The organism is Clostridium sp. CM027 (assembly GCF_024730565.1).
Taxonomy (GTDB): domain Bacteria; phylum Bacillota; class Clostridia; order Clostridiales; family Clostridiaceae; genus Clostridium_AD; species Clostridium_AD estertheticum_B.
The window spans coordinates 1,359,127-1,383,547 of the sequence record NZ_CP077725.1; the positions used below are offsets into that span (position 1 = coordinate 1,359,127).

At 30.3% G+C, this 24,421-nt stretch carries 22 protein-coding genes and 1 pseudogene; 4 read left to right on the top strand and 19 right to left on the bottom strand.

All coding sequences use genetic code 11. The features are described from left to right. Positions 1-23: 23 nt before the first annotated feature. The 8 genes and pseudogenes from KTC92_RS06530 to KTC92_RS06565 all read right to left on the bottom strand — a co-directional run bounded on the left by KTC92_RS06530 (position 24) and on the right by KTC92_RS06565 (position 6,017). A complete protein-coding gene (locus KTC92_RS06530; RefSeq protein WP_258280718.1) occupies positions 24-146 on the bottom strand; it encodes a hypothetical protein in 123 nt (40 codons plus the stop codon). Between the two features lie 103 nt (positions 147-249). After that, positions 250-369 (bottom strand): annotated as a pseudogene (locus KTC92_RS18655) (ATP-binding protein); the annotation flags it as partial. 429 nt (positions 370-798) lie between these two features. Beyond that, complete coding sequence (locus KTC92_RS06540; RefSeq protein ID WP_220286646.1) at positions 799-1,617, bottom strand: DUF2262 domain-containing protein; 819 nt, start codon at positions 1,615-1,617, stop codon at positions 799-801. Between the two features lie 67 nt (positions 1,618-1,684). Then, positions 1,685-2,305, bottom strand: coding sequence for a DUF4303 domain-containing protein (locus KTC92_RS06545; protein WP_220286645.1), 621 nt, complete (start codon positions 2,303-2,305; stop codon positions 1,685-1,687). Between the two features lie 189 nt (positions 2,306-2,494). Continuing rightward, positions 2,495-3,403 (bottom strand): PhzF family isomerase, encoded by a 909-nt coding sequence (locus tag KTC92_RS06550; RefSeq protein ID WP_220286644.1) that lies wholly within the window; start codon positions 3,401-3,403, stop codon positions 2,495-2,497. A 159-nt stretch (positions 3,404-3,562) separates the two neighbouring features. Continuing rightward, on the bottom strand, positions 3,563-4,093 hold the full coding sequence (locus KTC92_RS06555) for a signal peptidase II (protein ID WP_220286643.1): 531 nt from the start codon (positions 4,091-4,093) through the stop codon (positions 3,563-3,565). Between the two features lie 388 nt (positions 4,094-4,481). After that, positions 4,482-4,745, bottom strand: a complete 264-nt coding sequence (locus KTC92_RS06560) for a hypothetical protein (RefSeq protein WP_220286642.1) — start codon at positions 4,743-4,745, stop codon at positions 4,482-4,484. 15 nt (positions 4,746-4,760) lie between these two features. Continuing rightward, a complete protein-coding gene (locus tag KTC92_RS06565; RefSeq protein ID WP_220286641.1) occupies positions 4,761-6,017 on the bottom strand; it encodes a DNA polymerase IV in 1,257 nt (418 codons plus the stop codon). Positions 6,018-6,361: 344 nt separating this feature from the next. Between KTC92_RS06565 and KTC92_RS06570 the strand changes: the two genes are divergently transcribed. Together KTC92_RS06570 and KTC92_RS06575 are read left to right on the top strand one after the other, a co-directional pair. Next, a complete protein-coding gene (locus tag KTC92_RS06570; RefSeq protein WP_220286640.1) occupies positions 6,362-6,778 on the top strand; it encodes a DUF523 domain-containing protein in 417 nt (138 codons plus the stop codon). A gap of 279 nt (positions 6,779-7,057) precedes the next feature. Beyond that, entirely contained in the window at positions 7,058-7,498 is a 441-nt protein-coding gene (locus KTC92_RS06575) for a hypothetical protein (protein ID WP_220286639.1), read from the top strand. Between the two features lie 314 nt (positions 7,499-7,812). Here the strand turns inward: KTC92_RS06575 and KTC92_RS06580 are convergent, their stop codons facing one another. Then, positions 7,813-8,649 carry an ABC transporter permease gene (locus KTC92_RS06580; protein ID WP_216303827.1) on the bottom strand — a complete coding sequence of 279 codons (837 nt, stop codon included), beginning with the start codon at positions 8,647-8,649 and terminating at the stop codon, positions 7,813-7,815. A 7-nt stretch (positions 8,650-8,656) separates the two neighbouring features. Then, positions 8,657-9,571, bottom strand: coding sequence for an ATP-binding cassette domain-containing protein (locus KTC92_RS06585; RefSeq protein WP_216303826.1), 915 nt, complete (start codon positions 9,569-9,571; stop codon positions 8,657-8,659). A gap of 451 nt (positions 9,572-10,022) precedes the next feature. Between KTC92_RS06585 and KTC92_RS06590 the strand changes: the two genes are divergently transcribed. After that, positions 10,023-10,676, top strand: coding sequence for a pentapeptide repeat-containing protein (locus tag KTC92_RS06590; protein ID WP_220286638.1), 654 nt, complete (start codon positions 10,023-10,025; stop codon positions 10,674-10,676). 128 nt (positions 10,677-10,804) lie between these two features. Here the strand turns inward: KTC92_RS06590 and KTC92_RS06595 are convergent, their stop codons facing one another. The 4 genes from KTC92_RS06595 to KTC92_RS06610 all read right to left on the bottom strand — a co-directional run bounded on the left by KTC92_RS06595 (position 10,805) and on the right by KTC92_RS06610 (position 14,715). Further along, on the bottom strand, positions 10,805-11,998 hold the full coding sequence (locus KTC92_RS06595; protein WP_216303824.1) for a phospholipase C: 1,194 nt from the start codon (positions 11,996-11,998) through the stop codon (positions 10,805-10,807). A gap of 236 nt (positions 11,999-12,234) precedes the next feature. Next, on the bottom strand, positions 12,235-12,831 hold the full coding sequence (locus tag KTC92_RS06600) for a sensor histidine kinase (protein WP_258280719.1): 597 nt from the start codon (positions 12,829-12,831) through the stop codon (positions 12,235-12,237). A gap of 708 nt (positions 12,832-13,539) precedes the next feature. Further along, on the bottom strand, positions 13,540-14,262 hold the full coding sequence (locus KTC92_RS06605) for a LytTR family DNA-binding domain-containing protein (protein WP_216303822.1): 723 nt from the start codon (positions 14,260-14,262) through the stop codon (positions 13,540-13,542). An 81-nt stretch (positions 14,263-14,343) separates the two neighbouring features. Next, positions 14,344-14,715 (bottom strand): GGDEF domain-containing protein, encoded by a 372-nt coding sequence (locus KTC92_RS06610; protein WP_220286673.1) that lies wholly within the window; start codon positions 14,713-14,715, stop codon positions 14,344-14,346. A gap of 273 nt (positions 14,716-14,988) precedes the next feature. Here KTC92_RS06610 and KTC92_RS06615 point away from each other — a divergent pair, with 273 nt between their 5' ends. Then, a complete protein-coding gene (locus tag KTC92_RS06615; RefSeq protein WP_220286636.1) occupies positions 14,989-17,379 on the top strand; it encodes a sensor histidine kinase in 2,391 nt (796 codons plus the stop codon). Positions 17,380-17,489: 110 nt separating this feature from the next. Here KTC92_RS06615 and KTC92_RS06620 read toward each other — a convergent pair whose 3' ends face one another. The 5 genes from KTC92_RS06620 to KTC92_RS06640 all read right to left on the bottom strand — a co-directional run bounded on the left by KTC92_RS06620 (position 17,490) and on the right by KTC92_RS06640 (position 24,392). Next, positions 17,490-18,419, bottom strand: a complete 930-nt coding sequence (locus tag KTC92_RS06620; RefSeq protein ID WP_216303820.1) for a glycyl-radical enzyme activating protein — start codon at positions 18,417-18,419, stop codon at positions 17,490-17,492. A gap of 15 nt (positions 18,420-18,434) precedes the next feature. Further along, positions 18,435-20,840, bottom strand: coding sequence for a glycyl radical protein (locus tag KTC92_RS06625; RefSeq protein ID WP_258876004.1), 2,406 nt, complete (start codon positions 20,838-20,840; stop codon positions 18,435-18,437). Positions 20,841-21,051: 211 nt separating this feature from the next. After that, on the bottom strand, positions 21,052-22,209 hold the full coding sequence (locus KTC92_RS06630; RefSeq protein ID WP_165414189.1) for an iron-containing alcohol dehydrogenase: 1,158 nt from the start codon (positions 22,207-22,209) through the stop codon (positions 21,052-21,054). A gap of 270 nt (positions 22,210-22,479) precedes the next feature. Further along, complete coding sequence (locus KTC92_RS06635) at positions 22,480-23,511, bottom strand: PocR ligand-binding domain-containing protein (protein ID WP_220286635.1); 1,032 nt, start codon at positions 23,509-23,511, stop codon at positions 22,480-22,482. Positions 23,512-23,963: 452 nt separating this feature from the next. Further along, positions 23,964-24,392 (bottom strand): hypothetical protein, encoded by a 429-nt coding sequence (locus KTC92_RS06640; protein WP_220286634.1) that lies wholly within the window; start codon positions 24,390-24,392, stop codon positions 23,964-23,966. Positions 24,393-24,421: the final 29 nt, after the last annotated feature.

A 24,421-nucleotide genomic window follows, 5' to 3' on the forward strand; every position in this document is an offset into this window, starting at 1 on the left:
TAAAATTCATGTATTAACATTACTTATATTGGTATTCCAAACAAAGAATCTTTTTCCATTGATTCATCACTAGGTTTGCTTTGTTTATTATAGTTATTTCTATTACTAACTTTCGGAAATTTTTTATGATTATTGCCTTTACTCATATGTCTTCTTTATGCCATCTTCTATAATTTTAAACAGATTTTCAAAATTAATAGGCTTACTGATATAATCATCCATACCAGCTTCTATACACTTAACTCTAGCGCCATCCATAAGCCTTACTAATTCTTTACTAATTTCAAGACCAAGACCAGTTCCTCCAAATTTTCTAGTATTTGAGTTATCTGCCTGTGTAAACGGCTTAAATAGTTGATTTAAATCCTCTTGACTAAGGTTTAAATTAAAATATATATATATGTCCTACCTTTAAAAATTCCTATAAGTACAAGAGTGGGAACTTTTTCGACATTAATTTACCATATCCTCCTAAAATACTCAATAAAATGCTTACAATATGCCCAAGTTCACTTTCCAAAATTAAAACCGGAATTCAAGAAACAGTGGTCGCATTATTTCATCCGGACTTGACCCTGCAGTAATATCTACCCATAAACTTCATCACACAGTTGACTACATTTCTGAACCTAACCAGACTTGGTGAAGAAATGTGTCTTGTCTAAGATTTGAAGATTTTCTTGATTTGAAAAATAGACTTGAGTACATCACATGACCTATTCGAAATACTCTCGAGCAAGGCAAACGACAACATTCTGTTATACGAGAACATTGTCCCTACTTCAATCATTTATTCCTCTATCCAGTAATATCTGCATCATTTGGCCCGTCAGTCAAATTGCCTGAAATTAAAATTGAATGTCCCCAGAATAAGTCACCATCATTGTGCCAAAATTCGAATTCACCATTTGGGTTTATAGTAATTTCTTCAAGTATTATACAATTTCTGAACTGCTCAGATGTTACCTTGTCCTCTTCTTCCTCAAGCCAACTTTCATTTTTGATTTTCAATAATTCATGTACAGCATATTTGCATACACGGTTATTCCATGTTACCTGATCTTCCCATAAGGTTTTTGCAACCTGTAGACCTAAATTTATGCCCTCTGGTTCATCTACCGACAAATTCAGTTTAATACTTTTCCCATTCCAGCTTATATCTCCTATATACCAATTAACTTGCCTATTAAAAGTAAATGTTCCTAAGATACTATCAATATAAATAATTGGTTTTTTAAGTTCCTCTAAATATACGTTTAATTCATTATCATTTGAAACAAATTCAATAAATCCTTCAAAAAGTGCATCAGATCTACCAAATACACTCTCCTCTATAACACGAGCATTAATTTTTATTATTGTCTCAGGCCTAATCATATTTCTAATATCATTCAGTTCCTCATGAGTAACTTTTCGTCTAATATGTAATGGTTCAGTCTTTAGATATTCCTTCACAACTCTCCATGCAACAAGTTTCACACCTAAAGTCCATAGCTTCTCACCACCTGTTCTTCCAGCACTAACTCCGTTTATATCCACTATACCTATAACCTCTGATATAGGACATGATCCAAGTTGTTCTAACAACTGTTTTTCACTTTTAGCCACGTCTTTCATTTTTTATCCTCCTAATTCTATAATTTCATTTACTTTTCTATGGGAGCACCTTATACCACAATTTACTTCAGGAAAAACCATCCTTATAATAAGCGATAAAATCCGGTGTTTTATTTAAATATTGAAAAACTGGCTTTAATCTATTTACTAAATTAATCCCAATCAACAAGAGTGCATTATCAAAGAAATCGCTTTTAAACGCTATTGCTTTACTAATATCTAAAATATGATGTTCATTATTAATACAATAATAAGCATCTAAAATCTCCTTAGATTCCTTAGATAAGATTTCTTCAAAAAACCTATATGAAAAATCAGCTGGGTTATATCTCAGTCCATCTAATCCTAAAGTCTGAACTTGTTTATAATTTGAGTCTTCTTTCACACTTATTTCTAGCGCTTCATTGGTATTAATTGATATCCCTATCCCTCCAACCTCAGTATCTATTTCTAATACAACAACATATACATCTCTGTTTTCTTTTTCTTTGCTAAACTCAATAATTTTCCTTTCGCAGTCTAAAAACAATAAATCTTCAATTTCTTTTTCATTAACTAGAAATACTTCTTTTCCTTTAATACTATCAAGCTCTTCAAAGGTCTTATTTGAATAGTAAACTTTGTATCCCTCACCAACTTTAGTTCTTTCACCATTAATTAATTGCTGTAGCCACGCACAATACTCCATATACACACCTCCCCGGTTTCATGAAAACTTATAAATATTTAATTATTTGTCACTATTTCATCAAAGTATCAATTAGTTTGTACCTTCTTTTTTGATCGGATTTTCAATCACGCTAAATCCACTCCCAGCATTTCATTTATCTATTAAACTTTATTCTATCTTATCTAAATTGGTTGTTATTTAAGATAGTCATTCCAATGATAATTCAGATTTAAATGCTATTATGGCATTTCCTGAAATTTTAATTTCTACAGGTTCTTTATTTTCTATCTTTACCTCAACGTCGATAATACCTGTTCTTTTTATAGCTTCACCTTGTTTAGCTTTGAATCTAAATAAAGAATTATTATGATTAACCAATTTGTGATGAACCAGATATGCACCCAAAGGACCATTTGCATTACCAGTTACAGGATCTTCATTAATGCCTATCGCAGGAGCAAACATTCTGCCATGTACTAAAATATCAGTATCTTGAGTATTAACTGTAAAAACGTAATATCCATTACACTTAATATCGTTGCTCAATTTAGAAAGGGCATCATAATTTGGTTTCATTTTATTTAAAGTTTCAATGTTTTTTATACCAATCATAACCTTAGAGTGACCTGTTGAAACTACCTGTATTGGATAATCTTCTAGTAAATCCTTATTACTTATATTCAACGCCAATGTAATATTTTTTATATTTATTCCATCAATAATCGATCCAAATTCAATCTTACCTTGTGTCATAATAATTTTATAGTCATCATTTTCTTTTACTATATCAACAGGTAAAATTCCAGCACCAGTTTTATGATAAACCCTAGAAGTAACAAGCCTGTTTTCAATTGCACGGGCATAGTGAGCCGCAATAGTTGCATGTCCACAAATTGGCACTTCATTTGTTGGAGTGAAAAACCGTATGTGAACATCATACTCATCATTATTTGAAGATAGAATAAATGCTGTTTCAGAATTATTAAGTTCCCTAGCTATTTTCTGCATTTCAGCTTCAGTTAATCCGTCAGCATTTGTTATTACTCCAGCTGGATTTCCAGAAAACTTCTCCTTAGTGAATGAGTCAATTTGGTATAAATTATATTTCCTTGTCATAATATCCCCCCTAAGGCAGTATCAATTTATATGACACAATCTGTCTATTTCGTCTGCTCTCTCAAGTAATTTTGCAATTGTTTATTACGAGATTTACGAACAATGTGACTTAACTACAATTGTTAATAATTCTTATTCTTTCAGTGATGTAATTTATGTTTATAATTTTCGTAGAATATATTCAGTAAAATCTTTTACTATATTATCATCAATTTGGTCTAAAACTTTGTTTTTTAAGAGCAATGTTAAGATTAGCAACCCAACAAAAATATTAATATATACATCTTTTAAGTCAAACGTGAAAAAACCATTTACTAATATGTAATCTAAACTACCGTTCCAAAAAATCTTGTCAATTAATGAACACATAGCACCAGAAAATATAAAAGCATACATGCTATTAATAGTTTTGTTAGTTCCAAATTGTTTATTTAAATATTGATAAAACAGATATATTAATATACTCATAATTGCCACTAGTGAAATATGTATATACTTACTGATACCTAATTGCAACATAGAATTAAACCATGAATAGTGCCTATTGAACATAGGCTCAAAGTATAGCAAATGAGGCAATATTGTAGATCTCTTGTCAAGAAAATTGTTGTTAATTACTATTTTAATAACCTGATCTATTGTTACTAAAATAAGCACTACTATATATGTCTTTTTGTTTTGAATTTTCATATTTATTCTGCACCACCTAATATAATTAATTTTTTTACATCTTTCACATTTAACTAGCGCTTATCGCTATATCTATCTGAGTATCTAGCAGGAACCGCATATTCAATTTCATATAAGAGGAATACCCAATCTGAAAATTTAATTTCATACCATTTGCCTCGCCGTATTATAGAATTTAGACGCAAAATATATTTTATATCATACCATGGTTACCATTAATTTCATATAATCATACATAATAAAACTACCTAACTGCCCAGGTGCCCTTCTATTTATTTCTCTCCTTAATGATTAAAATAACATATTAATCACAATTCATAATATGAGAAACTAATAAAATATAAAATGTGTACAGGCTATATTATTTCAGTAATTGATAGTCTGACATCTAAATTTTAAATAATATCCACCTACAAGTACCCATCTCATACTTTAGCTCATATAACTTTTCAGCTCCGTCAATTACACTCTGACACTTATAAATAATCATAATATTACCTGCCAATTTCTCAGTATCTTTTACTATAACCTTATCTATTTTTATAACTTGCATAGGTTCATCGCCTACTTGCATTCTAAACCTTATAGGCTTTATATCGCCTTTATTATCCGTGTATGAAACCATTTCTACAGGTAATGCTAAAACCTTCATTTATTATAAACCTCCTCAAAGTATTGCGCTCATTAATGGATAATCTTCCTCACCATCTGCCATTCCACCACACATACTATTTAATCCTGAATGAAGAAAACAAGACCGAACTACAGCTTTTGGCCCATATTTTAATCTTATTTTATCAACGGTATCATTTATCTTTTTATCTTTTTCATAATCAAAACTATCTAGTAACGAACACTGATAAAGCTCATTACTACAAAAGTCTGTGATATGTATCCCCAAGTGTCTTATTGGATTACCTTTCCAAACATTATCAAATAAATAGCATGCTATTTCATATATTTTGCGAGTAGAGTCAGTTGCTACATCTACTTTCTTTTGACGAGAATAAAATATTAAGTCGCTACCCCTGACGCTTATACTTATCACAGTACAACAATTGTGTGAATCTCTTAAACGCATGGAAACTGTTTCACACAAGGATAGTAATACTTTATGAGCCGTGTCTTTATCTTCCACATCAAAGGCTATTGTTGTAGAATTGCCTATACCCTTCACTTTAATATAATTGCTCTTGCGGACTTCTGAAAACTCGATGCCATTGGCGTAATTCCAAATAACTTGACCGTGACTCTTTAATTTATTCTTTAAAATATCTAAATTATAATTTGCTAATTCCCCAATAGTATTAATATTTAAATTGTGCAATTTAGGTGCTGTCGCTCTACCTACCATAAATAAATCTTCAACAGGTAATGGCCACATTTTATCTTTTATTTCATTTTGGAAAAGTGTGTGAATTCTATCTGGCTTCTTAAAATCTGAAGCTACCTTTGCAAGCAGTTTGTTATTTGATATCCCTATGTTCACTGTAAACCCAAGCTCATTCTTTATCCTCTCTTTTATAGTTTCAGCGAGTTTCAAATAGTCAGGATATAAATGTTCCATATTAGAAAAATCCAAAAAACTTTCATCAACTGAAAAACGCTGAATAATTGGAGTGTATTCTAAAAATATTTGATGCATAGCCTCGCTACATTTCATATATAATGAATATCTTGGAGGTACAATTATTATTCCAGGACACTTAGCCCTAGCACTATATAAAGTCTCGCCTGTGTGAATATCAAATTTTTTAGCAGGCATTGATTTAGTTAAAACAATTCCATGCCTGCTTTCTTCATCTCCGCCTACTACAGATGGTACTGTTCTAAGATCTAACTGCTCACCTTGTTGAAGTCTATACGCAGCTTCCCATGAGAGATAGGCACTATTTGCGTCAATATGAAATATTAATTTACTCATAGTATAAATCATCTTCCTTTTTATTAATCTTAATTTACTCATATTAGAACATCAGTTCGTTATATTTATTATATACTACTTGCTTACTTTTTAAAAGCAAATTTGGGGTAGCATACGCAAAAATATTATTTCGTAGTTAATGAAAATTTCAGATTATTTTTATAATCTCAAGTTTTTATGTAACCATTTAATATTTGGTTAAAATCATACATTCTTTTTAATATCCAATTTACGGTAATAATAGTATAATTAAATAATTGTATTTGTCGCAACAGTCGATTATTGTGAAGTAAACATTATTTATATAACGCGTGGATAAATCCGAATTGTTGGGAGAGATGTACATGAATATTTTAGTAAGTGCCTGTGTAATAGGCCAAAACTGCAAATATAATGGCGGAAATAATTTGAATAGAAGTGTAGTTGAATTTATACAAAGACATACTGTGATTGAAATATGTCCTGAACTGCTGACAGGTATGAAATGCCCAAGGGCATGTGCTGAGATAGTAAACGGCATTGTAATGTCTGAGAATGGTGAGAATGTAGATGCAGAATATCGCAAAGGAGTAGAACTTGCAATGGAGAAAATTAAGGGACAAAAGATAGATTTAGCAATATTACAGTCAAGAAGTCCTACTTGTGGTGTAAATACTATCTATGATGGGTCTTTTAGTGGTACTTTAATTGAGGGGCATGGTTTATTTACTGAAGCCATCATTGAAAAAGGTATTAGGGTAGTAGACTCCGAAAATTTTTAAGTTTACTCAATTCGTAAGTTACTACTTATCGAAATGATACAGGTTATGAGCACAACCTTAGCTAACAATTTGTTTTTATTCATTTAATATTCCCCCTATTGGATATGTTGCATTCGCATTATAACATACATAAATTAAAAATTATGCCGAAATATAGCTAGTGTTTATAAAAATAGGGTATTTGTGACAACTTGCATAACTCAATGGTACAATATTCCTATGAGTTGCGTCAGATTAATAAAAAATTATGTACCAAATAAGATTTTAATGGAGGGTAAAATGATAAATGCTAATGAATCCAAAGAAGTATTAATTAATATGTTAAGTGAATCAAATTTTGATTTTAATAATCCAAATTCTAAATTGGCATTGGAAATTTTTAAAAAGTTTTTTAGTATCAAAGTTGATTGTGCTGATGATGGTCTGTTGTTTCAATGTGGAGTAGAAGAAGTTAAAGGTGAAGCCTTATTTTATTCGGAGTTTGTTAGACAATTTACTTTTGAGTTAGATGATGGAGAATATAACGGTATGGAGCAATTAAGACTTACAATATACTTTAAACCCAATGCTAAATTACAAGGGTTAGATACAAATTTATGGGAATACGACTGCAACTCTGTAGAAGAATTTTTTAACAAAGTTGAAAATATGGATAATTTTAAAATACCTTTTGAGAAATATGTACCATTGAAATGTGAAGTTGAACAGAGCGGAGTTTAAGTACTAATTATTTAATATCAGAAGGTCAAGGCATATTTAATATAAAAGCAAAGGATAGATTGGAGTTTAATACTTTAATGGTATAATTTTTCTACGGATTAAGTCGCAACTCTAATCTATTATGAAGAAAGTAGGGTTACAAATTTATGTTATATAATATAGTAGGAGCAATTTTTACTATTCTAGCAATTGGGGGAGGAATTTATACCTTAAATAATAAAAACTAACGCCTTTTTATCAGCGTCAGTCATATCAGAACATATAGGTTTATCTTTATTACTTTGCTTAGCTAATACTCATTGCTCATATTATTACTAACTCCATATATCAGCCTCTTTACTTTTTGAGCGATTAATTGTTGAAAAATCCACCCTTGAGAAAACATAGGTTGATAATAGTAAAAACACGATCCCAAAAATGATTACAATCGCCATGCTAATAAGAGGCGTAATTACAAAATCCCCTATTTTAAAAGCAAGCTGTTCCGCAACCATTTGATCGGTTGTTAAAGACGTCTTTTCCAGTATTATAGTTCTAAAAAATGCTGTTGTATATGTCATTGGATTGAGATAAGCAACATATTGCATTGTTTTTGGTAACATTGAAAGCGGAATATATGCGCCACAAAGGAATGTCATCGGCATTGTTATCGCCGTTATTACAATTTGAAAAGTTTGTGAATTTTTAACCAGAGCTGCTAAAAACAATCCTAACCCCGAAAACACAAGTCCAACAACAATCATCACGCAGATTACCGCAAATGGTGTTATCCAGGATGTGAATTTAAGCCCTATAAAATAACCAATCATTAGAATAATAATACCCTGCATGGTTGCTATTGTTGCTGCTGATAATAGCTGACCGGCGGCAATCTGAATTCTTTTAACAGGACTTACTAGCACCTCCTTCATAAATCCCGAAACAATATCTTCAATTGTACTGGTCGCAATAGTAAGGGAAGTTTGAAAGACGGTCGTTATTACAATACCTGCGAGCATATAGTTTACTGGATTTTGAATATTGTCATTTTTAAATATCGAACTAAACACATATAAAAAGAAGAATGGCATGATAATCGTGAAAACAAGCTGAACACGATTGCGAACAAAAATTTTAATGTTTCTAAACCATAAAGCTAATATAATATCCATAAATTTCTCACTTCCTTATATCTTTTCCGGTAATTTCTAAGAATACATCATTCAATGTGCCTTTTTTAATTTCCAAATCCGTTATCGACTCTTTCTGCTGACTTAATAACTCCATCAATTTGGGTATACTATTAACTTCAATCGAATAATAACCAGTTTTTTTCATGTATTTAAACCCCGCAGTGTCTAGCAGTGCCTCAAGACCTTGCTCGTCACTAGTTGTAATATTTGCTTTATCCTTTGTATATTGCTGTTTCAAACGATACGGAGTGTCCATTGCAACTATTTTACCACCATCCATAATGGCAACTTTGCTGCAAATTTCGGCCTCATCCATGTAATGCGTAGTTAAAAAAATAGTAATATTCTTCTCCTTTTGAAGCTTTACAATATAATTCCATATATGAGCCCTTGTTTGAGGGTCAAGACCTGTGGTTGGTTCATCTAAGAACAATACTTTTGGGTAGTGTAGTAGCGATCTGGCTATTTCCACACGACGTTTCATCCCGCCGGACAGACTGCTTACCATTGCTTTTTTCCACTCCAGTAAATCCACTAAATTTAAAACAAATTGGATACGCTCTGTGACTTCACTTTTGGGTATACCATAAAAATGACAATGCATAATTAAATTTTCAAGAACGGTCATTTTATTATCCAATGTCGTTTCCTGAAAAACAACCCCAATAACACTTCTAACATCATCCTTTTCATGCGAAACGTCTTTTCCGTCAATAGTCAGGGTTCCTGATGTCTTATCAAATATGGTACACAGAGTATTGATGGTTGTGCTTTTACCTGCTCCATTTGGACCTAAAAACGCAAAAATGCTTCCCTCTTCTACCTCGAATGAAACATTGTCGACTGCTGTGAATTTATCATATTTCTTTACAAAATCCTTAACTTCTATTATGTTTCTCATGGTATCACTCCTATCAACTGAATAATTACAACGCTAACATAACGAGCAGATACACAATGCTCGAAGCGAAATTTGCTTCGCTTACATGATCTGCTTTCCTATGTGAAATTATACCGATAATTCGCCTAAATACAACTTATTTTATAAGACGTATGGCCCTTACATATTTCCATGTGGATATATCATATTCACTCACCTCATATTTTTAAAACATAAATAATTTTTACTCTTAAAGTATATCATAGACACTATATTATTCAACCTCTAAAATCTCCTATAAATTCTATCCCACTTTTCTGCTCCAAAATTTTGCCCTACAAAAGACAGTCCTTTAATTTTTTATTTAGTGAAAAAATGTTATAATTATAGAGAAAGAATAAATGAAATGTTCGTTTAGAGCATACCCTTACGTAGGGTTATTTGTTTTTAGATTAAATTGGAGGTAATACACATGGAAAACACTAAACTAAAAACGAAGATTTTAAGACCTACCTTTGATAGCGATTTAGATATCCTAGAGTTATCTAAAGAAAACATAGTGGATGAAGCTATATTTTCTTATGGAAAAATTAGTGATTGCTCTTTAGAAAACCATAAAGCAGACATGGTAAATTTTAAACAAGTTATATTTAAAAAAGTTATTTTTAATAAAATAGCTTTTAGACGTATAGAACTTATGGATGTGAGATTTGAAAATTGTGATTTATCAAATGTAGATTTTAATGAGGCTTCGTTACATAGAGTAGAATTTGTAAATTGTAAGATTATTGGTATTAATTTAAATGAAGCTACCTTGAGAAATGTGATTTTTGAAAATTGTAACGGTCAATTTGCTTTTTTTAGTTATTCTAATTGTAAACAAGTCGCCTTCCTTCAATGTCAATTACGCTCTTCCGATTTTCAAAATTCAAAATTTTTAAAAGTTGAATTTCAAGAGTCTAATCTACTCCAGGCTCAATTTAATTTTACAAGTCTTAAAGGAATAGATTTTACCAGTTGCAATCTTGAAGGTATAGGAGTAAACATTGCTGATGTTAAGGGCGCAATAGTTACCACTATGCAAGCCGTTTCTATATCGAGCATACTAGGTCTCATTGTTAAATAATCACCTTTATTTATCGAGTGCATGCAAAAGGGATTTCCATATTTAGAAATCCCTTTTATATGATGTTTTTTTGAAAAAATTATTTTCAACTTTTATAAAATACTAAATACATAGCATTTCTATCACTCTTATTTCAAACTAAAAGGCATCGTATATTTAACATTTCCGCTTAACACTGGAGTAATATTTAAATCTTGTCTTACCTCTCCGCAAATGATTACCTTTATATTTTCAGGCTTCCAATCATCTCCCGGAGCGGTATATATAGCTTTTCTTAACCATGTATTTGTAATAGTATCTGCATTAATAGTTTTAGGTAAAGTCAAATTATAGCTGTCTGTTTGATTTCTTTTAAAATCATTCCCCGGATTGTCCAAGGGCAATTCAAATTTTTGCCCATCCTGTGTTTCAATGCCAAAGTAAACATAATCGTCTGTACTTGCATAATCAAAGTCTGCTGTTTTAATAACAACTTGTAATTGATTAAAGTTAAGTGATGCTGCTGGTACAGTATTCGCCGCTTCATTTATAAACCTATATAGGAACATTGCTATACTTTTTTGAGAATTTGGTAGTGCTTCTCCTAGCGAATAATCCCAATCTGCATATGAGTTAGACATAGTAGATTTTGAAAAATATAATGATTTTGAAAGCTTTCCCCAGTAAGTATTGTTTTTTGTAATCCAATTTGAAAAATCAGCCGTTGTAATAACGTTTGCATATACTGGCTCCTTAGTTGTTCCATTCATTGTATTAAGAAGGTATTTCCCTATGTTATTATCAGCATATGTCTCATATTTGACATGTCCTGCGCTATCTACCGCCGTTATATTCGCAGCATGATAAGGGCAGTTGATATCTTCTAAGTAGTGAATAGCTTGTCCAAGTAGATTTGAAGCATTTTGGTAATTCCCCTTTTTCCATTCATTTAAAGCCAATGCTGAAAATTTTCTACTTTGACTGTCTGCTGTTTCTGTAACCGTATAACTAGTATACCATGGCGCCGTATGAGTAAAATTATATCCTGTATCTGGATCCCAGAAGTGGTCTTGATACAAATCATATCCATTTGGATCAAAATCTGGGTAAGTAGACCCAACTTTCAAGTCATTAATATATTGATTTAAAAGTTCTACATTTTCTTTTACTTTCTGTGGTTCACCTGGATCTAAGTCGTTATTTAACATTTCCATTGCTTGATCCGTAATCACTGCATGAGTTCCTGTTCCATCCTTATTACCATTCCAACCGTAAGCTGTACCTGTCATAAAAAATGTTGCAACTGTAAAGATTAATATAATCAAAGGTTTTGTTTTCTTCATAATTACATTTCCCCCTTTTCTACTTTCATTATTTTTATAAGTAAATCTACTAAATTATCTTTGATTTACATATTTTCTTTTGGAAAGTTTAATAAATTGTTTGATTTGAAATTAAATATTGCCTCTTTTATTACAATTATACATATTTATGTAAAGGTTTAAATAGAGTTTGCATGATTGGTTGTTGAAATGTCATAATCGAATATTTCTTTGTAAATTTATGGGTAATCTGTCTGTCATTTTATTAATAGGGCAATATTCAGTATAAATAAATTTTCTTCTTCTTCTATTTGTATTAAACCATCATATTTGTTTACTATGTAATTTATATTTTCAAGTCCGAACCCATGGTTTTCCTTATCGGGATGTGTTGTTTTATGTTCCCCTGTCCCCTCCTGTGTTGCTTTGTTTGTGCTATTGGTAATTTTAATGATTAGATGTACTTTTTCTATATACATTTTGATTCGAATAAACTTATTTCCATTTGCTATATTTTCACAAGCTTCTATGGCATTATCTAGTGCATTTCCTAAAAGTATAGAGATATTCACAGGATCTATTTTAATACTTTTAGGTAAATTTATCTCTATATACAATTCAATTTTTCTTTCTTTTGCGATAGATAACTTGAAATTTAACAGCGCTGCAATAATAGGAATATCTATATTTAGAATAGTATTAATTTCTGATGTTTGATTTGCTAGTTTTTCAGAATATTCTTTTGCGACATTTATTTCTCCTGTCTTTAAAAGCCCGTAGATACAACTGATATGGTTGTTAAAGTCATGTCTCTGTGCTCTTAATGTATGAATTAACTCTTGTATATTGTTCATATAAAAGATCTGCTTTTTATATTCTATTTCTTGTAGAGACCATTCTACCTCTTTTTTTGAATAGATTAAAATTTGCTGGATAATTTTCATGATAACAAAACTGAAAAGTATTATACAGAGGGTAATGAATCCTATAAAAAAATTAGTTTTAAAAAAAGATTTCCCCTCATATATATTAAAAAAAATAGAATTGAAAAATATATTTATCATTAAAACAATAGTAATTTGGTAAATAAGAATTTTTCTAATATAAGAAGTACTCACTTTAAATTGTATAAAAAATAACATGACTATTCGGGTGGTCACTGCACTGATTACTCTATAAATGTTTTTTTGCACAAGAAGACCTGGAGAAACATGAAATACCATACTTGTAATAATAACACCGAGAAAATCAAAGGTTGCCAGACATCCCATAAACAGAATCATTACAAAAAATAGATTTCTTAAGTTGCAATTAAGGGTTATAAAATAAATTACAATAGTAACACATAAAATAAGGATAACCCCTAAAAAGTTTGCATGTCCTAACCCTTTATTTATAAGTTGAAGAAGGATGCTTTGAAATAGAATAATGAAAACAACCGTATACTTATTTTTAATTTTTTTTTGAAAAACTAGAGTAAGAAAAAAATACAATATGTAATATTCTAATAGATTAATTGAGAATTCATAAGCTCCCCATAAAAAGCACATGCATCCCACCTCCTAACGGAATAAATTATGACAGGAAATTCTCCTAACTTCATTCACGCATGCTCTGCTTACAGGAACATATAGATTTATTTTCTCCACACAAATTTGTTGATTTTTGTAAAATGAAATTTTCTTATTATTTACAATAAATCCTTGATGACATTGGGTAAAACAGGTCATATCTAAATGATCCTTTAAGTTCTTAAAACTTTCATTAAATTCTAAATTTTTTCCCTTGCACACAGCAATGATTTTCCTCAAATGTTTTTCAAAATAGTAGATGGAATCGTATTTAATGTTGTAGATACCTTCTTTAGTTTTGATAGTTAGGTCTTTTTCCTCTTCTGCATAAGGATAGGTACTTTTCAGCTTTTCGGATATTTCTTGAAATAAATTTTTAAATCTCTCCTCCGTAATCGGTTTGATAATGTAGTCAAAAGCCTTTATGCCAAAAGCATGCAATGCATAATCTTTAAATCCTGTAATAAATATAATGATTGCATTTTTATTAAGTTCTCTAATTTTTTTTCCTATTTCCAGTCCATTCATTCCTTTCATTTGGATATCTAAAAAGCAAATGTGTGCAGGCTTGTATTGTATTTGGGAAAGTAATTGTTCACCACTGTTAGAACAAATGATATGAAATTTTTTTTCTTTGTTGAATGATTCCATATATTTTTCAATAACTCTTACTTGAACAGGTTCATCATCACAGATTGCAATTGTATATTTCATAAAAATCAACTCCTTTTATACGTTACCATACAATGTAACATCGTACTTGTTATTAGGTTTCCCGCTGGTTCCTATTGAATATCAAACATTTCTTTTAGCAATATAAAGCCGGGTATCACCTTTTTCTATGAATTCATTTATTGAAACATTTTTGCTGGGAATTACAAAAGAGATCCCAATTGATAGCGTAACTCTACTTGAAATTTTCGAGAATTTATGTGAAATATTTATCTCTACCATTTTATTTCTTTTGTTTTCCCCAAATCTAATTGCATGCTCAATTGAACACTTTGGTAACACAATTACAAATTCATCACCACCATACCTTGCAGCAAAATAATGTCCATCACTCAATTTTTTCAAAGTTTTAGCAACACTAACTAAACATTTATCCCCTTCTAAATGGCCAAAGTTATCGTTATATTCTTTATTCAGGCCTCCAAAATATTCTATTTAGCATAATTCAACATACATTCGCAATTATCCTGCGGAATTTGTATAAAAAATAAAAATAATTATCTCAAGTGTATTTGCAAAGGAAGACCGCCTGAACTTGCTAAAAGAGTGTTCCTAAAATTGTGTAAAACACAGAAAAAAAAGGAAATTTATATTTTATGTAGAATACATATACATAACTTGTAATATAAAGTAGAAGAATATATAAAAAGTAATTAACATTGAAGTAATCAATGTATATAATTTTTTTCAGGAGGATTTAATTCTTATATGACAATTAATAAATATACAAAATATTATATTTTCTTAATATCTTTTATAATCTTTTTTCTTTTTCTTCAAACTTCTGTTCATGCCGAAAATACAGTTCAGAAAAATGTACTGATTTTAAATTCATATGGTAATGATAGTAGTATTGCCGCTGGAAATCAATCCATAAATTGGACTGGACAAATTACATCTGCAATAAATTCAGAGTTTGTAAATAGTAAAAAAAATATAGATGTTAAAATTCAATACTTGGACTCAGGTTATAATTTTGAAGAAGAGTATTCGCAGATAGTTTATAAATTATTTAAATATAAATTTAGAAGCACAAAATTTGATGTTGTAATTACTTTAGATGATAATGCATTTGAATTCTTACAGAAATATGGAGATACCTTGTTTCCTAAAACTCCAGTTGTATTTTGTGGAGTCTATAACTTTAATAAGTCTATGATTAACGCCAATCCTCTTTTTACAGGGCTTTCAAAGAGTCCGGATATTCAAAGTACCATTGATGTTGGTTTAAAGCTTCATCCAAGTACTAAGCAAATATTTATAATTACAAATAAAAACCCAAGGGGAATAATTACTAAAAATCTTATAGAAGGTTTAATACCTTTATATAAAGACAAAGTTAAATTTTTATTTTCTGATGAGGAAAATGTTACAAAACTTAAAGAAAGAGTAAAAAGCTTACCTAAAGATACTATTATTTATTTTGATTCTAATGGAACAACTAAAAATAATAAGGGTAAGGATATTTCAATTGGGGAAACTGTAAATGTACTTTTCAAAGATACATTTATACCCATATATTCTACAGGTTATATCCAGACTAACAAAGAAAGTGTTGGAGGCGTGGTTACATATGGTAATGACTTAGGAAAAGAAGTAGGTAAACTAGCCTTGAAAATATTGAATGGTGAAAAAGTTTCTGATATACCTGTTACTGAGGATTCATCTCATAGATACGTATTTAATTATGATAAATTAAAACAATTTACTATTGATATGAAGGATTTGCCTAAAGGATCAGAGATAGTTAATGAACCTCATAAATCTTATAATATGTCTAAAAAACAAATTTTATATGCCTCATCTATTGTTATATTTATAATTATAGGAGCAACGATTTTTGTCATTATTAATATAAACAAACGTAGGCGTGCTGAAAGATTATTATCTGAAAGTGAAAATTTGTTAAATACATTAATAAATTCTACTACTAATATAATTTATTTTAAAAGTGCTAAAGGTAAGTTTCTTGATATAAATAATGTACTTTTAACATTACTAAATATCGATGAAAAAGATTGTAAGGATAAAAATATCGGGGAATTAACTAATATATCAACTCGGGCAAAATATGTATTAGAAAATTGGTCAAATAAGGATGAGGAAGCATTGAAAACAGGCACTGTATATAGAAGTGAGGAAGTAGTGCAAGATGAAAGAGAGAACATTAATAAAATTTATGATACATTGAGAATACCTCTATTTAGTGATGATGGAACTTATAAAGGGTTGATTTTGTTAGGGTTTAATATAACAGATTTTAAGAATAATCAGCAAAATGAAAAGATGATTATAGAACTTATGAATTATGATAAATTGAAAACAAACTTTTTTTCAAATATTTCTCATGAACTCAGAACACCTCTAAATTTAATTTTTAGTGCTCTTCAGGTTATAGAATTAAAAAATAGTGAAATTAAGCAAGAAGATAAAAACATAAAAAAATATACAGATATAATGAAACAAAATTGCTATAGGTTACTTAGAATTATTGGTAATCTTATAGATATAACAAAGATTGATGCAGGTCATTTTTTTATACAAATGCAAAACAATGACATAGTAAATGTAGTAGAAAATATTGTATCATCAATTGTTGATTATGTAGAAAACAAAAATATTTCTATCCTTTTTGATACAGAAATAGAAGAAAGATTTATGGCTTTTGATGCAGATGCAATGGAAAGAATAATACTGAATTTGTTATCAAATGCTATAAAATTTACTCTTAGTGGTGGGAAAATAGAAGTTAATATATATAATAAGCTAAATAGTGTAGTTATATCTGTTAAAGATACAGGAATAGGAATACCTATTGAAAAACAATCTTCTATATTTGAAAAATTTGTTCAAGTAGACAAGTCTCTATCTAGAAACAGAGAAGGAAGTGGAATAGGGCTTTCATTAGTTAAGGAGTTAGTAGTTATACATAATGGAACTATTGAATTAGAAAGTACTCTAGATAATGGCAGTGAATTTAGAGTAGAGATTCCTGTGAAATTGCTCCCTAAAGATGAAAAATTTAATGAAAATAGTATTTATACAAAAGAAACTAAAGTAGAACGGATTAAAATAGAGTTATCTGATATATATGATTAAAAACAAAAAACAATGGATAGGCATTAAATGCCTATCCATCATAATCAACAATTACTTCTTTTATTCTTTGCAATATAATATGCTGAATGCTTGAAATACTGTAAGCATCTTCAGCCTCCAATAGAACATTCCAATCCATATTCCTCTACTATTTTTTTAAAGCTATTCATAGTATCCTCATCTGGCGTTTTAATTTCCTGTCCCATTATATAATCTAATCCTAGGTTCTCATACTTATTGGCCCCAAGCTTATGATATGGTAATAAATCTAAGTGCTTTACTATCCCTAAACTTTTTGCAAACTTAGCAATATCAGATATACTGTTTTTATCACAATTAAATTGTGGAATAACAGGTACTCTTATAATAAGCTCTGTGCCAAAAGCAGCAATTTTTTTAGCATTTCTTATTATTATTTCATTACTTACATAAACATGTTTTTTATGTTTTTCATCATCTAAATGTTTTATATCTAAAAGCACTAAATCAACCAAAGGAATTATCTTATCTATTGTCTCTTCACTAGCATAGCCTGTAGTTTCTATTGCAGTATGCCATCCCATTGACTTGCAAGCTTTTAAAAGTTCAATTGCAAATTCTGGTTGCATAAGCATTTCTCCTCCAGATAATGTAACTCCACCTCCAGAACGTCTGAACTGAATAGTTTCTTTCTTTAGTTCAGTCATTACCTTCTCTACAGTAGTTTCTTCCCCAGATTTCACAATACCTCCTGGATAACAATTTTCAGCGCAAAGTCCACAACTTGTGCATTTTTCTCTATCTATTCTTCCAGGTCTTAGCATATCAATTGCGCCTGCCGGACAATTTTTTTCACATTTTTTACACTCAATACAATTTTTTTCATTAAACATAATTTGAACTAATGGATCCTGTGATTCTGGATTACTACACCAATCACATTTTAAAGGACAACCTTTAAAAAACACTATTGTCCTAATCCCAGGTCCATCATGAATAGAAAAGCGTTGCATATTAAAAATTTTGCCTTTTTGCTTATAATTAATTCTTCTTATCGGCATCTGCTTTTCCTCCTTTTAGAAAGTTTGTTCTGTTCTCTTTATAATATCATCTTGAATTGCTTTATCTAATGTTATAAATTGCGCACTATAACCGGCAACACGTACTACTAAATCTCTATATTTGCTTGGATTCTTTTGTGCTTCAACAAGAGTTTCCTTATCTATTATATTAAACTGTACATGCATACCCTTTTGATCGAAAAAGCTTCTAACAAGTGATGCTAAATTATTTAATCCAGTACTTCCTTGAATTGAACCTGGATGGAATTTTTGATTTAATAAAGTACCATTAGATGCAATAAAATGATCTAATTTAGCTACTGAATTTATAGCAGCAGTTGGTCCATTACTATCTGCTCCTCTAACTGGAGATACACCATCTGCTAATGCTTCATGTGCTTTTCTACCATCTGGAGTTGCTCCTATAAGATCACCAAATAGGATGTTAATTGCTGCTGGATATAATCCCGCATGGAAATTACCGCCTCTTGGATTTTTATGTTTTGCAACTTCTTTGCAGTAAATATATGCTCCTCGACTTGCTAATTCATCAACTTCATCAATATCATTACCAAACTTAGGTGCTCTATGAATTAACATTTGTCTTAAGTCCTCAAAATCTATCTTTGAAGTTGAATCTTCTTGACCAAAGTTAGTGTCTAAAGCTTCTTTTAAATCTTTTAAAGTTATCATTTTAGTATCAAATACAAGCTTTTTAATAGCTGCAAAAGAGTCTCCTACATTCGCAACACCAACACCTTGTGGTCCTGTAAAGTTATAATGTGCTCCGCCTTCTTGAAGTGATTTACCATCTGTTATACAGTCATCAACCATACAAGATAGGAAAGGTAATGGAGCTCTTTCTGCATGAGCAATATCAATAGAATTGTCTGCCACTGATAATTGATAAACAAAGTATTCCATTTGTTTCGTATAAGCTTCAATAATTTCTTCAATAGACTTGAACTGTGTAAATTCTCCAGTCTTAGGTCCAATTTGTTTTCCATTACTCATACCATTATTTATAGTGACTTCTAATAGTCTTGCTAAATTAAAGAAACCTGAATCATGCCATCCCTCTGTTTTACCTGGTTTTTGTGGTTCAACGCAACCAATAATTCCATATTCTCTAGCATCTTCAATTGTTAATCCATTACTAACTAATGCAGTAATTACAACTTCATCATTATAAAATGCTGGCATACCAAGGCCTAATCTGCTTAACTCACAACATCTTAATAGGAATTCATCTGGAGTTTTGTTCCATATTCTTACTGAGAATGAAGGTGCTGCTAATCTTACATGAGCTGTAGCGTCTATGCACATGTATGATAAATCATTTGTAGAATCTTTGCCTTCTCTAGTTTGTCCGCCTACACATAGGTTTTGAAACAGTGGATATCCACCAAATGCTCTTGTTGATACTTCATCACGAACTTTGTTAATATCATTTAATTTAACCCATACACAATCAATAAGTTCTTGAATTGCATCTATGTCAAAATTTCCTGAATTTAATTCTATTTCATAATATGGATACATATATTGATCAAATCTTGTTGGAGAAATAGAATGTCCATTTGATTCTATATTTATAACTGCATGTACAAACCAGAATGATTGGCAAGCTTCATAAAAATTAGTTGCTCCATTTTCAGGTACTGTTTCACAGTTTTTAGCTATTTGTAATAATTCTTTAGCGCGCACGTCATTAGATTCTTTTGAAGCCATTTCTCTAGCAAGCTTTGCATATCTATGTGCATAATTTATTATGGCTTTGCAAGAACATATGATAGATTCCCAAAATAGTTTTTGCTTAATATATTCAGGATTTTCTTTATCAGCAGATGCAATTGCACATTCAACTTCTTCAATAATTCCTTTATATCCTTTAGCTAAAACCTTAGCGTAATCTACAGATACATGTCCTACTCCATTAAGATAATAGTTTGCAACTGTAAATACATTTTCATTAATTGCATCAATAGTTTCTGGATACATATATGAAGTAGCAAGTTCATTAGTAGTTTTGCCTTCCCAATAATTGAAGACTTCTGTAAGTTGTCCTTTTGCCTTTTCAGTAATTTGGAATGAATCACCTTTTCTCTTTCCTATGGTTTCAAATTCATCTTTAATCCATTTATTTGAGAATTCAGGAAAAATTTGAGCTGATCTTGCTTCCTGAGTAAGACTTCCAACTACTAGCTCTTCATCTCTTATAATAATAGGAATTTCATTTAATATCTTTTCAAGTGCTCTAGCCCTACGAACTACTGCAGGTTGTCCTTCTGTCTCTTTAAATGATTCTGTTATTAATAACGCTCTATCAACTTCAATACATGGAACTGCTAAAAGTATTTGTTCCTTTAATGCTACTATCCTCTTTGTTGGTTTACTAAATCCATCTTGTAGAATATACATATTAAAACTTCCTCTCTTAATATAATTTTTTTATTTAACTACTGTTTACAATTTATTAAAACATCTTCTAAAACGTAAGATTTTGTTAAATTTATAACTATCAAAGACATATATAATTTATAATATGTCCTCGATGATTGCATCAAGGACATATTATAATTGTTTTAATTTATATTAAATTATCTTCTTCGAAAATGTCGTTAAAGAGAATTTATAATGCTGACTTAAATAATTCAACAATATCTTTCTTGTTTCCTTTTCTTGGGTTACTGAATGCATTACCATCTTTTAATGCCCATTCAGCCATATATTCGAGGTCTTCTTCTTTAACTCCTTGTGATCTTAAGTTAGTTGGAATTCCAACATCATTTGCAAGTCTAAACATAGCATCGATAGATTTCTGAGCTGCATCTAGTACTGAAAGTCCTTGTATATTTTCACCCATGAATTCTGCTATATCAGCAAATTTCTGTGGATTTGAAATAACGTTCCATTTTTCAACGAATGGAAGTAATATAGCGTTAGCTACTCCATGAGGCATATCATAAAGTCCACCTAATTGGTGAGCCATTGCATGTACATAACCTAAGTTAGCATTATTGAATGCCATACCAGCAAGCAGTGAAGCATAACACATATTTTCTCTAGCCACTAAGTTTTCTCCTAGTGCATAAGCTTGTCGTAAGTTGTTTGATATTAATTTAATAGCTTGGATAGCAGCAGCATCTGTAACAGGATTAGCATCCTTTGAAACGTATGCTTCTATAGCATGAGTCAAAGCATCCATACCAGTTGCAGCTGTAAGTCCTGCAGGTTTTCCAACCATTGTTAGTGGGTCATTGATTGAAACTGATGGTAAGTTTCTCCAACTAACTATAACAAATTTAATATTAGTTTTAGTATTTGTAATAACGCAGTGACGAGTAACTTCACTAGCTGTTCCAGCTGTTGTATTAACAGCAATGATTGGAGGAAGTGGATTTGCAAGAGTTTCTATACCTGCATAGTCAACTAATTCTCCTGGATGAGTTGCCAATATACCGATTCCCTTACCGCAGTCATGTGAGCTTCCGCCACCAACTGTAATAATCATGTCACATTTTTCATCTTTAAATATTTTTACGCCTGCAATTGCGTTTCTATCCTTAGGATTTGGTTCAACATCATCATAGAATACAAAACTAATTCCTGCTTCCTTTAATGAAAGTTCAACTTGTGCTACTGCACCGCCCGGAAGACTACGAAGAAACTTATCAGTCACTATTAACGCTTTTTTTCCACCTAAAATTTTAGCTCTTTCGCCTACTACTTTTACAGCTCCTGCTCCCATAAAATTAACCGCTGGTGCTAAATAATCATACATTCTCATATATTATTCCTCCTTAGTTCTTTTAAACATTGTAATTTGTTGAATTGTAACCTGAACTCTATTTTAAGGTGATATTAACATTTTCTTCACTGTTAACACAGCCCTTGTTAATTTACTAACTATCTAAAGTATAAGCTTGTATAAATAAATTTTCATTGAAAAATATTGCATTCTTGTAGAAAAACATTGCTCACTTTATGTAAATTTCCACAGTAATTTGTCGCATTTAGTGTTTTAGACGAAAAAAGTAGCACTAGTTTTAGCCTAGTGCTATTTTTCTACATTATATTCATCTCTATAAACCGCCGGGGTTACCCCTTCAATCCTTTTAAATACTTTTATAAAGTAACCACAATCCTCAAACCCTAAATCCAATGCTAAATTGCTTATTGGGACATCAGACGCCTCAAGCAACTCTTTAGCTTTTTTTATTCTCACTTTATTTATATAACTCGAGAAATTATCTCCAATACATTTTTTAAAAAGCTTACTAAAATAACTAGGACTAATGTTACACAAGGATGCCATACCATTAAGGGTAATTGCGTACCTATAATTCTTTTGTATATAATCTAATGCTGGTTTTAAAATAATATCGCATTTATTCTCACATTTTATATTATTTTTATCTTCACTAAAATCTAAGTTAACATTATTCTTTAAATTTTCTTCCACTGTTTTCACTTTATTAGCCTTTTTAAATTGTAAATTTGTCGTCTTAAATGAACCCACAGTTAAAATTTTATCATTATGTTTATTTGAAGTTATTTTTAATAAGGCTTCTTCTACAATATAGTTACTAATATGAAAAATCATGTTGGCGACAGATTTAACCCTGTCCAAAGTCATCATAGGTAACTTTTCATATAAAACTTTAAGTTCGCCTTCTTTTTCTAATTCCATATTAAAATATTTATTGTTAACTATTTGTTCTAAATCTTCCTTTTCTTCATCTTTAATAATAACTTGCCCTGCCATTACCGCACCGAAGTATTGTCCATCTATTACAATAGGAATTGCAAGGTCTATTACACCTACATGACATATATATAGATATGGTCGTTGTAATCTAGCAGCCTCGAGTCCTCCTCTAGCGTCACATTTCTCACAAAGGTGACCCACGTCTAGATGCAATCTTACAAATTTACAAAATTCACTACACTTACTATGTGAAGTAATCCTTTTCCCTTTATAATCAACCGTCACCATAGCAATGCCGGTTACCTCCGCTATATTATCCTGGATTTTTTGAAAATTATCTACATTAATAATATTATCTAGATGCAAGAAACCATTCCGCAAAATACTTCCTCCATTCATTTATAAAGGTATTATAATTAAATCATCTCTAAATTTCACATTATACGTTTTGGATCTTAGAAAAAGTCGAAATAGAAATATTTTGTGCTTTTTTTACGACTATTTTTCTATATAAGTATATTACCATCAAAAACAAAAAAATAGAAGCTAATTTTTATTAATTATCTATATCAGTGTGTATTTCTACTATAACATCACCACACTATTCACCGTTCTTAACGCAGTTTTTTAATATTAGTTATTTTAATGAAAATCCCTCCCCAAATTTAATATAATAAAAAACCCATAAAGAACATAACTAAAAGTATGCCCTTATTGGGTTTCATTTACTCTAAAATAATATAATCCATTATATAAACTTATATATATCACATGATAGAAAGTACCTTGTATTAGAACTTACATTTAAAGAAAATTGTGATACACCAATTTTTTTATGTTAGTTTAATTTTAATATGACCTTTAGACTTTTTTCCTGTAATTTCAATCTTTACATTTTTACTATCACCATTTGAAATTGTTATAGTTTTATTCATAGTTCCATTTTTTTCAAATAATATTTTTTTATCGTTATAAATCTTAATTTTTAATTCCCCATTCTCAGCAGTAGAATTAATTTTCATAGCATAAGTAGATTTTTCAGAAGTTATCTCTTTTAAATCTGTTCCATCAAATATTTGAAATTTAATATCATAAATGTTATTTTGAGTATTATCAGTCCAAATTTTTGTGTCGCCATTCCAACTTACTTGAATTATCTTAAAGTTATTCTTTTGATTATTATTTACATACTTATAAGCTCCAATGATACAAACTAAACAAATTAGTATACATCCAATTATAATTTTTTTCTTTCTTCCCATTGTTATCAACCTCCTTTTTTCACATTAAT

Bases quoted from the DNA above. Each gene is read 5' to 3' on its own strand.
- KTC92_RS06530 (WP_258280718.1), bottom strand. From the start codon at position 146: ATGAGTAAAGGCAATAATCATAAAAAATTTCCGAAAGTTAGTAATAGA.
- KTC92_RS06540 (WP_220286646.1), bottom strand. From the start codon at position 1,617: ATGAAAGACGTGGCTAAAAGTGAAAAACAGTTGTTAGAACAACTTGGA.
- KTC92_RS06545 (WP_220286645.1), bottom strand. From the start codon at position 2,305: ATGGAGTATTGTGCGTGGCTACAGCAATTAATTAATGGTGAAAGAACT.
- KTC92_RS06550 (WP_220286644.1), bottom strand. From the start codon at position 3,403: ATGACAAGGAAATATAATTTATACCAAATTGACTCATTCACTAAGGAG.
- KTC92_RS06555 (WP_220286643.1), bottom strand. From the start codon at position 4,093: ATGAAAATTCAAAACAAAAAGACATATATAGTAGTGCTTATTTTAGTA.
- KTC92_RS06560 (WP_220286642.1), bottom strand. From the start codon at position 4,745: ATGAAGGTTTTAGCATTACCTGTAGAAATGGTTTCATACACGGATAAT.
- KTC92_RS06565 (WP_220286641.1), bottom strand. From the start codon at position 6,017: ATGAGTAAATTAATATTTCATATTGACGCAAATAGTGCCTATCTCTCA.
- KTC92_RS06570 (WP_220286640.1), top strand. From the start codon at position 6,362: ATGAATATTTTAGTAAGTGCCTGTGTAATAGGCCAAAACTGCAAATAT.
- KTC92_RS06575 (WP_220286639.1), top strand. From the start codon at position 7,058: ATGATAAATGCTAATGAATCCAAAGAAGTATTAATTAATATGTTAAGT.
- KTC92_RS06580 (WP_216303827.1), bottom strand. From the start codon at position 8,649: ATGGATATTATATTAGCTTTATGGTTTAGAAACATTAAAATTTTTGTT.
- KTC92_RS06585 (WP_216303826.1), bottom strand. From the start codon at position 9,571: ATGAGAAACATAATAGAAGTTAAGGATTTTGTAAAGAAATATGATAAA.
- KTC92_RS06590 (WP_220286638.1), top strand. From the start codon at position 10,023: ATGGAAAACACTAAACTAAAAACGAAGATTTTAAGACCTACCTTTGAT.
- KTC92_RS06595 (WP_216303824.1), bottom strand. From the start codon at position 11,998: ATGAAGAAAACAAAACCTTTGATTATATTAATCTTTACAGTTGCAACA.
- KTC92_RS06600 (WP_258280719.1), bottom strand. From the start codon at position 12,831: ATGAACAATATACAAGAGTTAATTCATACATTAAGAGCACAGAGACAT.
- KTC92_RS06605 (WP_216303822.1), bottom strand. From the start codon at position 14,262: ATGAAATATACAATTGCAATCTGTGATGATGAACCTGTTCAAGTAAGA.
- KTC92_RS06615 (WP_220286636.1), top strand. From the start codon at position 14,989: ATGACAATTAATAAATATACAAAATATTATATTTTCTTAATATCTTTT.
- KTC92_RS06620 (WP_216303820.1), bottom strand. From the start codon at position 18,419: ATGCCGATAAGAAGAATTAATTATAAGCAAAAAGGCAAAATTTTTAAT.
- KTC92_RS06625 (WP_258876004.1), bottom strand. From the start codon at position 20,840: ATGTATATTCTACAAGATGGATTTAGTAAACCAACAAAGAGGATAGTA.
- KTC92_RS06630 (WP_165414189.1), bottom strand. From the start codon at position 22,209: ATGAGAATGTATGATTATTTAGCACCAGCGGTTAATTTTATGGGAGCA.
- KTC92_RS06640 (WP_220286634.1), bottom strand. From the start codon at position 24,392: ATGGGAAGAAAGAAAAAAATTATAATTGGATGTATACTAATTTGTTTA.